Genomic DNA, 7,539 nt, shown 5'->3' with positions numbered 1-7,539 from the left:
CTGATAGGAACTCCATTGAAAGGCACGAATGCGGTGATGAAACTGGGTATTGGCACTGATCCCCTTTTTTTCGGCAATTTTCTGGGTCAGCCAAGCTTCCACCGCCGGTGATGGCACAATAAAATGTCGCGGCTGTAACACCTCGAACGGATTTTGTGCTGCCTGATTGACAATACGCAGCATACTATCCAAAAGTACATCAATACGTTGACTCTGAATAACATGAATTGCCATGGCTTCCCCTGAATATAAAAAAATGCAGCCTTAGTACAAAACAATAAAGATTATTTACTATACTTCGCGACTGGTCTATGCGACTTTAAAACCCATATTTTGCTCAAAAATTTCTTTGAAAAAAGCATCTTATTGATGTTTGAATAGAAAAAAACAACATACAGCTTTAAGGTAGCCCCCATGAAATTAGATAAAATTCCTGACCGTATTGATCCGAGCCTCGATCTGGACCGGATCCGCAATGAATGTTTAGAGATCGTCAAAAAACGCGCCTACTGTTCGGCCGGTGCAGCCGTAATTCCCGTTCCATTTCTGGATGTGGTGATTGATGTCGGTATCTTGTCGCAACTGATTCCCGAGATCAATGCCCGTTTCGGCCTGGCACCCGATCAGATCAGTGTCTATGATGCTAAAACCCGTCAAGTCCACTGGCAGGAACTGCGTAAACGCGGAGTTGAGTTTTCCGGTCTGGTGGTGGCACGGACCGCGGTCAAAAAATCGTTGAATAATGTTGCAGCGAAAGTGATCACAAAGCAAGTCACAAAATTCATCCCCCTGGGTGGTCAACTGGTTGCGGCCAGTCTGGGTTATCTCATCATGAAGAAAATTGCGGAAGCACATGTCAACGACTGTTATCGTACTGCTAAAAATATCCAGCAAAAACAGATTGCTCAAAATAAATAAAATGAAAGGTGAGAAAGAGCAAGGATTATTTCCCTGCCCACCTACAACTTCAGGCAGACGATTCTGCCTGAAGTTGTTTTAAAATGGCCTTTAAGACTTCGATCCGAGCGGTGTTTTTATCGTCAGTGGCAATAATATGCCAAGGCGCAAGTTCGGTTGAAGTCCGCTCAAACATGTCTGCGGCGGCTTTCAGATAGTTTTCCCATTGCTCCCGGTTACGCCAGTCTTCTTCGGTAATTTTAAAACGTTTATGCGGAGTTTCTTCACGTGCCTTGAAACGCGCCGCCTGCTCTTCTTTGGAAATGGCCAGCCAGATTTTGATAATGACAGTCTGATGTTCAACCAGACTCTGTTCAAAGCGGTTAATTTCCCCATAGGCCCGTTGCCACTCAAGCGCACTGGCCAAACCCTCCACCCGCTCGACCAGTACCCTGCCATACCAGGAACGATCCAGAATACAGATATCATCATCGGTTTGTAACTTGGTCCAGAAACGCCATAAATATGGACGGCTGAGTTCATATTTTTCTGGTGCCGCAATGGTATAAATTTCATACTCACGTGGATCAAGTTTTTTTACAATCCGCTTGATGGCCCCGCCTTTGCCGGCTGCATCCATACCCTCAAACAGGATCAGGACATTGCGCGGATCATCACGTAAGGCACTGGCAACCCTGGAAGTCAGCTTTTTAAGTTCTGGCTTATAATCTTCCGCTTCGGCAAGGCGTTGCTCAGGTGATTTTAACCGCTCTGGAATTTTAGCTTGCTGCCATCTGCCGAGGGCTCTCTTCGGGTGCGCCGGACAATTCTTTAAAGCATTCAAAATGGCCTGGGCAAACTGCTGATCACGCTGTTTTTCATCTGCACCGTCAATAATCAGCCAGTCATCGCTAAAGCGCTGGCGCAGCTCCTGCACAGTGTCATATTGCTTCTTGTTACGCCAGTCCAGTCCATGCAGTTTATGCCAGCGCAACTCGCTGGGCTCAATCTGATCCAGACGGGCTTGCAACACCTGCCACGACAGGTCAATCCAGATTTTGACCACATCCACGTGATTGTTTTTCAGATCCTGTTCAAAAGCGCGCATCTCATCAATATAAGCATCAAATTTGGCCTCGCTGATGGGTTGTGTCGGCTGCATTGCCGTACTGATCAGGTCGCTATACCAGGTACCAAACATCACCATAAGCTGACCTTCCGCCGGAATAAAGCGTACATAAGGCTGCCAGAAAGGTTGTTTGTTATGCAGCATCAAGGGTCGGTCTGCTTTTACCCCCAGATAACGCGGATCGACCCACTCACGCAGCTGTTTGACTGCCTCCCCTTTACCGGCCAGCTCTATCCCATTCACCAGGATCAGTACACTTTTGGCATTTTTTCGGCCCTGGGTATTTTTTAAATTGTATTGTGCATCAATCAGCTGGAGGGATAACTGGTCTTCATCCATAAGCTGAAAAGGCGATTGTTCTAAATCCATACTGAGCCCTTTTCTCTTCTTATAGGCAGTATAACGGGGAACTTTTCCACTCAAACAGGGCCAGCAACGTTTTTCACACGATTAGTTTGATTGTTTAAACAGCGAATTGACCTGTAAATCAGGTTTCATTGGTCAATTTGTCATGGCGAGATCCTTCAACACCCTCTAAGATTCTGACATCGTAAAAAATATCTGAACTATCATGTCCAAACTTGCCGCACTTGATGAGTTATTAGAACGTTATGATCAGCTGAGCTATCATCGCCAGTCCAAAATTTTAAGCCGCTTACAGGATGTACAGGCATGGCAGAAAACCCGGATGCAGCGTAGCCATCAAACCCATTTTTCAGCAAAGCAGAACCAGCTGATGGCCGACTATTTTCTCAACCGGCTTTATGGCGGACCGGATTTTGATGCGCTGGCCACACAAATTAAACGCCTGATGAAATATGCCCATAAAGCTGAAAAAGTTATTCCGGAAAATGCCATTAAAACTGGCACATTGGGGGTTGAACTGGCGATTCTGGCGGTACAGCTAGATGAGCAGGTGGCCATCCAGCTGTTGAAAGACTATCCGGCGGATACCCCGCTGAATGATGAGATGATGCGATTGGCTTATATAAAGCTGGATCAGACACAGGCGCGTTTAAAACAGCTGGAACTGCTGGACCAGCTGGGTCATAGCCTGGATAAATACATGCGCTCCTTTATGGTCTATACGGCCTTTAAAATGTGTAAAGGTGCAGCAAATAAATATAATTTTCAGGTCATGTATGAATTTATGCAGGAAGGTTTCCTGGCCATGAAACCGTTAAAGTCGGCTGAACAGTTTGTCCGTGACTTTACCCAGGGCGAACGTCATATCATTGACCGGGTGCATGCTGGCGATCTGCGGCCCTTTCAATAAGCGTTATTTTTCACCAGATCAAGCAGCACTGAGACTTGTCTGCCCTCGGACTAAAAGTCATCCTTTTGCCCAGAGCAGGCCGTCATCCTACAAGAAGATAGCATGATCATGCACCCGAAAGATTTCAGCTGACTTGCTCATTTTTCTGTATATTATTCATAACAATTGCATGATGAATGCTGAATAACATCTTAGAATCTGTCATTATGCAGTCAATATAAGATTAACCCGATGACTATGTTAGGAGTGACTCCCATGTCGAATGAAAATCCAACACCTGCCCCTACCCCCGAGTCGGCACAACAGACAGACAAAGTGAGTCCATTCTTAACTGAAACTCTTCCTCAAGGCACCCCGCAAGGTCAGCAACAGTCCCTCGAACAACGCCTGACCGATACGCCAGTGACCTCAACGATACCTAAATACAATCTGCCACGCGGCGCCAATACCGGCAATGTCGGTTCGACCACGCACTTTGGTTATCAGACTGTTAACAGTGATGAAAAAGCCCAGAAAGTGGCGGAAGTCTTCCATTCGGTTGCCAGCAAATACGACATCATGAATGACCTGATGTCTTTTGGTATTCACCGCCTGTGGAAACGTTTTGCGATTAATATGTCGGGGGTACGCCGTGGTCAGCATGTGCTGGATATTGCAGGCGGTACGGGTGATCTGGCTAAAGTTTTCAGCCGCGAGGTTGGCCCAACCGGCCATGTGGTCCTCTCTGATATTAATGAATCCATGCTGAATGTTGGCCGTGACCGTCTGATCGATGCCGGCTGTACCAATGTCGACTTTGTTCTGGCCAATGCTGAAACTCTGGAACCCTTTGCAGACAACAGCTTTGATCTGCTGACCATTTCATTTGGTCTGCGTAACGTGACTGACAAAGATGCAGCACTGGCAGCGATGTACCGCGTGCTTAAGCCAGGCGGCCGTCTGTTGATTCTGGAATTTTCTAAACCAGTATTCGAGCCATTTTCAAAACTGTATGACCTGTATTCATTCACCGCTTTACCGATCATGGGTAAAATCGTGGCAAATGATTCGGAAAGTTATAAATACCTTGCTGAATCAATTCGCATGCATCCAGACCAGCGCACCCTGAAAGGCATGATGGAAAATGCCGGCTTCCAGAACTGTGATTACCACAACCTGACTGGCGGTATTGTGGCCGTTCACCGTGGTTTCAAACTCTAAGAGGCTATGCCAATGTGGTCAATTCTCGCCCTAGGGGCAATTGAACGCGTGATTCATCAGATGATTGATCTGGATGGCATTACCCGCATTCAGACCAATGCGCTAGCCGGTAAAATGCTGCGTGTGGTCATTGCATCACCACAGCTTTCGGTAGATGTATGCTTTGATGAAGGCAAGGTTCGTCTGGAAGCCACTGCAACCGGACATGCTGAACAGCCTTCTATTTTTGAGCAGCGCCCTTTTGACGCGCAAACGTCTAGCCTCGTAGAGGCAACAGCGACGCTAAACGTCAAGAATATGGTTGAACTGTTCAGCCTGCTGGTATCCGATGACATCGGCAATATTCCCCTACAGGGCGACTATAAACTTCTGCAAGAAATCCAGCGCATCATGCAGCAGGCAGAACCTGATCTCGCTGCTCACCTGAGTCCCTGGATTGGCCCGACTCTGGCCCATGAACTGGGTAAACTGCAACTAGCGCCCCAATATGTCAAACGCGCCTTGCAGAGCAAGCTGTTCTTTGCTGAAGACACATTAAAAGAAGACAGTGGTTTATTTGCTCCACGCTGGCAAATGGATGACTTAAATCAGGATACCCGTATCCTGAATCAGAATTTAGATCGCGTTGAAGCCAGGATTCGCCAGCTTCAACAGCAGATTGATGCTCCACATAACTCTACATCCGACTAGGTACACCGCTTTATGATTCCGCATGTTTCACGTTTACGCGAACTTTGGCGCATCGCCGCGCACTATAGACTCGACACGTTGTTTCCTGCGGAAGAGCTTCCAGAAAAAGCCCGGCATGTCCTGTCAATCATCCGCATGCATCCGGCGGCCTGGTCTAGCAAGGAGCGTAAAAATCCGCTCAAGCTGAAACTGGCACTGGAAGAAATGGGGCCTCTGGCGATCAAGCTCGGTCAGCTACTGTCAACCCGCCGTGACCTGATTCCACCTGAAGTCTTGCAACAACTGGTTTTACTGCAGGATCGGGTCAAGCCTTTTGATAATGAAGTCGCCAAGATGCGAATTCAGGAGTCCTTAAAGGCGGATGTAAATACCCTGTTCGGCCGTTTTGATATCCAGCCACTGGCAGCTGCCTCGATTGCACAGGTCCATACCGCTGCCCTGCATGATGGCCGTGAAGTCATCGTCAAGGTTACCCGTCCCAATATCCGCCAGCAGATTTTACAGGATTTTGAGATTTTGCAATGGCTCGGCGATGCACTGGAAAAGCGTCTCGAAGCAGCACGTGCCTTGCATCTGTCCGAGATTATTCAGGACTATCGCCAGATTATTTTAAATGAGCTGGATCTGACGCTGGAAGCTGACAACACCCGCCGCATGCGGCATTATTTTACTGGCTCCAGCATGATGTACGTGCCTGAAGTCTATATGGATAGTAAAGATGTGCTGGTGGCAGAGCGCATTACCGGGGTGCCGATTTCAGATATTGCGACCTTTGACCGGTTGGGCATGGACCGTGCTGATCTGGCACGTAAAGGCCTGACCATCTTTTTTACCCAGGTCTTCCGCGATAACTTCTTCCATGCCGACATGCATCCAGGCAACGTCTTTGTAGAAACCATTAATCCGGCCAATCCGCGTTTTATCGCCCTGGACTGTGCGATTATGGGCGAGCTGTCCAAGCATGACCAGATGACCGTGGCGCGCATGCTGCTAGCCGTCATGAATAGTGACTTTATGCAGCTGATCCAGATTGTACATCAGGCAGGCTGGATTCCACCGGGTACTGATCAGGATGCGCTAGCCCGTGAAATGCGCCGTACTGTAGGTCCAATGGTGTCCAAGCCAATGCATGAGCTGGACTTTGCCGGTATTCTGATTGAAGTCATGGATATTGCACGCCGTTTCCATCTGGAAATTCCGCCACAGCTGATGCTGCTGTTAAAAACGCTGGTACATGTGGAAGGTCTGGGTACCGATCTGTATCCGGAACTGGATATCTGGAGTCTGGCCAAACCGATCCTGACCGACTGGATCAAGGCCCAGATGAATCCGCAGAAAAATCTGAAAGAACTCGGTCAGAAAATTCCGGATCTGCTGTTAGGCGCACAGGATTTACCGACCCTGATGATCGACAGCCTGAATGGTCTGAAAAACCAGTCGGCCTGGCATGCCAAACAGCTCAATGAATTGCAAAGTATGCGCCTGCAAATGGAACATCAGCAAAAGCGTAGCTGGATGTTTGGCAGCATCATGGCCATTCTGCTGTCGATTGCGATTATTTCACCTTGGTTCGTTTCGGTGATTCTGATTGTGCTGGCGAGCGTTCTGGCAGTCTGGCGAATTTCGAAATAATTTTTTAAATAGCCTGATTCGTCAGGCTTTTTTATGCTTAAATTATTGAAAAAATAAAACAAGAATATCCAAATGAAATATAGTTTTTTATGGGCACTGTATCGCCAGAATAGACAAAAAACCTTTCTCACTGCACTACTTTACAGCTTCCCAACATGGATAGATATTTTTTTCTATATCAACCAAACAGCCCATTGGCTTGCATGGTCCCCTGCTGCCAATACCACATTCTACCGCCTGATTCATAGTGACTATTTCTGGCTCATTGTCAGCTTTAACCTGCTTCCGTTGTTATTTCTATTCTGTCTACGACAAACACAGCTAATACTAGCTTTAAAAATATGGATAGGTATTGCAGGTAGTTTGTTTCTAATTCATGCTTTTTACTGGCCAAGCTATCCTATAACCACGCTTTTGATTATTTCATTTAATCTACCTTTTTTAAATTTACGCAATAAAGAACTCATGCACACTTACATCAACCCGATGCCATGACTCTCAAGTCACCTTAGGACATATCTTGCCATTGGGTCTAAAGACGCATCGATTAAAATAAGCACACACTTGGCTGGTATGGGTTGAATCATGGTACAGATTTTACAAAAACGGGCGCCTGCGCTGACGATTCGTGCTGGCCATCTGGCACGTGAGCTGATTCTGAAAGAAGGTTTGCAACCCGAACAGGTCGATATTGTGCCAGGCGCTGCAGGTGGAC

General features: G+C 47.2%; 8 protein-coding genes and 1 pseudogene. 7 read left to right on the top strand and 2 right to left on the bottom strand.

From position 1 onward, the window contains the following. The coding region (locus E2K52_RS12455) for an exodeoxyribonuclease V subunit gamma (protein WP_151205392.1) at window positions 1–234 on the bottom strand (234 nt) is incomplete at its 3' end. A 180-nt stretch (window positions 235–414) separates the two neighbouring features. Here E2K52_RS12455 and E2K52_RS12450 point away from each other — a divergent pair. Further along, entirely contained in the window at window positions 415–918 is a 504-nt protein-coding gene (locus E2K52_RS12450) for a hypothetical protein (protein ID WP_151205391.1), read from the top strand. Window positions 919–967: 49 nt separating this feature from the next. Here E2K52_RS12450 and E2K52_RS12445 read toward each other — a convergent pair whose 3' ends face one another. Continuing rightward, window positions 968–2,395 carry a phosphate--AMP phosphotransferase gene (locus E2K52_RS12445; protein WP_151205390.1) on the bottom strand — a complete coding sequence of 476 codons (1,428 nt, stop codon included), beginning with the start codon at window positions 2,393–2,395 and terminating at the stop codon, window positions 968–970. Window positions 2,396–2,597: 202 nt separating this feature from the next. On the opposite strand from E2K52_RS12445, the gene E2K52_RS12440 reads away from it, so the two are divergent. The 6 genes and pseudogenes from E2K52_RS12440 to E2K52_RS12415 all read left to right on the top strand — a co-directional run. After that, window positions 2,598–3,302, top strand: coding sequence for an FFLEELY motif protein (locus E2K52_RS12440; RefSeq protein ID WP_151205389.1), 705 nt, complete (start codon window positions 2,598–2,600; stop codon window positions 3,300–3,302). Between the two features lie 255 nt (window positions 3,303–3,557). After that, window positions 3,558–4,502: a bifunctional demethylmenaquinone methyltransferase/2-methoxy-6-polyprenyl-1,4-benzoquinol methylase UbiE gene (gene ubiE / locus E2K52_RS12435; RefSeq protein ID WP_151205388.1), complete on the top strand. Its 945-nt coding sequence runs from the start codon at window positions 3,558–3,560 to the stop codon at window positions 4,500–4,502. A 12-nt stretch (window positions 4,503–4,514) separates the two neighbouring features. Beyond that, window positions 4,515–5,192 carry an SCP2 domain-containing protein gene (locus E2K52_RS12430; protein ID WP_151205387.1) on the top strand — a complete coding sequence of 226 codons (678 nt, stop codon included), beginning with the start codon at window positions 4,515–4,517 and terminating at the stop codon, window positions 5,190–5,192. A gap of 12 nt (window positions 5,193–5,204) precedes the next feature. After that, on the top strand, window positions 5,205–6,824 hold the full coding sequence (locus E2K52_RS12425) for an ABC1 kinase family protein (RefSeq protein WP_151205386.1): 1,620 nt from the start codon (window positions 5,205–5,207) through the stop codon (window positions 6,822–6,824). 72 nt (window positions 6,825–6,896) lie between these two features. Further along, the gene (locus E2K52_RS12420; RefSeq protein ID WP_045796164.1) at window positions 6,897–7,319 is read left to right on the top strand and encodes a hypothetical protein; all 423 of its coding nucleotides are present in this window, start codon (window positions 6,897–6,899) and stop codon (window positions 7,317–7,319) included. Window positions 7,320–7,409: 90 nt separating this feature from the next. After that, window positions 7,410–7,539: pseudogene (locus E2K52_RS12415) on the top strand (patatin-like phospholipase family protein); the annotation flags it as partial.

The organism is Acinetobacter sp. RF14B, from assembly GCF_006864105.1.
In the GTDB taxonomy this organism is placed as follows: Bacteria; Pseudomonadota; Gammaproteobacteria; order Pseudomonadales; family Moraxellaceae; genus Acinetobacter; species Acinetobacter lwoffii_C.
This window is presented reverse-complemented; position numbering and strand designations above follow the sequence as displayed.

Coding starts and splice junctions, on each gene's coding strand:
- ubiE (WP_151205388.1), top strand. CDS start 3,558: ATGTCGAATGAAAATCCAACACCTGCCCCTACCCCCGAGTCGGCACAA.
- E2K52_RS12420 (WP_045796164.1), top strand. CDS start 6,897: ATGAAATATAGTTTTTTATGGGCACTGTATCGCCAGAATAGACAAAAA.
- E2K52_RS12440 (WP_151205389.1), top strand. CDS start 2,598: ATGTCCAAACTTGCCGCACTTGATGAGTTATTAGAACGTTATGATCAG.
- E2K52_RS12425 (WP_151205386.1), top strand. CDS start 5,205: ATGATTCCGCATGTTTCACGTTTACGCGAACTTTGGCGCATCGCCGCG.
- E2K52_RS12450 (WP_151205391.1), top strand. CDS start 415: ATGAAATTAGATAAAATTCCTGACCGTATTGATCCGAGCCTCGATCTG.
- E2K52_RS12430 (WP_151205387.1), top strand. CDS start 4,515: ATGTGGTCAATTCTCGCCCTAGGGGCAATTGAACGCGTGATTCATCAG.
- E2K52_RS12445 (WP_151205390.1), bottom strand. CDS start 2,395: ATGGATTTAGAACAATCGCCTTTTCAGCTTATGGATGAAGACCAGTTA.